This is a genomic window from Vibrio sp. 2033 (assembly GCF_033339735.1).
In genome coordinates this window covers 1-510 of the sequence record NZ_JAWOVC010000880.1, presented here as the reverse complement: position 1 = coordinate 510, position 510 = coordinate 1, and the positions used below count along the sequence as shown (strand labels likewise).

Annotated in this window: 1 protein-coding gene; it reads right to left on the bottom strand. The window is 46.9% G+C overall.

Features of this window, described 5'->3' with window-relative positions:
• The coding region (locus R7P74_RS29610; protein ID WP_318124324.1) for a DNA topoisomerase at positions 1-510 on the bottom strand (510 nt) is incomplete at both ends.

Below are 510 nucleotides of genomic sequence, written 5' to 3'. Positions count from 1 at the left end.
TTTATCGGCAACATAACGAGCAATTCCCGTCATCGCTTGCAGCAGAGTGGCTTCAGTAAAGTGTTTTGGTGGCTCAGTTTTTCGGTCTTTAATTTCACCTTCACGACATGTTAACACCGTGCCTTCACTTAACGGTGGCACCGCATCAATACCTTCGTCTTCTTTATCCGTTTTTCCCATCAGCGCTTTCCACCCCGACGAAACAAGTTGACGACCTTTAGCGATGAAAATGCCACCAGCGATGTCGAATACCAATTTCGCTTCGGCATAGACAGCCGCAGGATAAAACTGCATTAAATATTGGCGCGCAATGAGCTGATACACTTTCATTTCGTTGCCAGACAGCGCATTAACGTTGGCTTGCTTAGGCGTTGGAATGATGGCGTGGTGAGCATCGACTTTTTTGTCATTCCACGCTTTCGACTTAATCGATAAGTCGGCACCATTCACTGCGCTTTGCAGTTCTTTGGCGTTGTTTGCAATAGCGGATGTAACCGTTCCAGCTTGAGA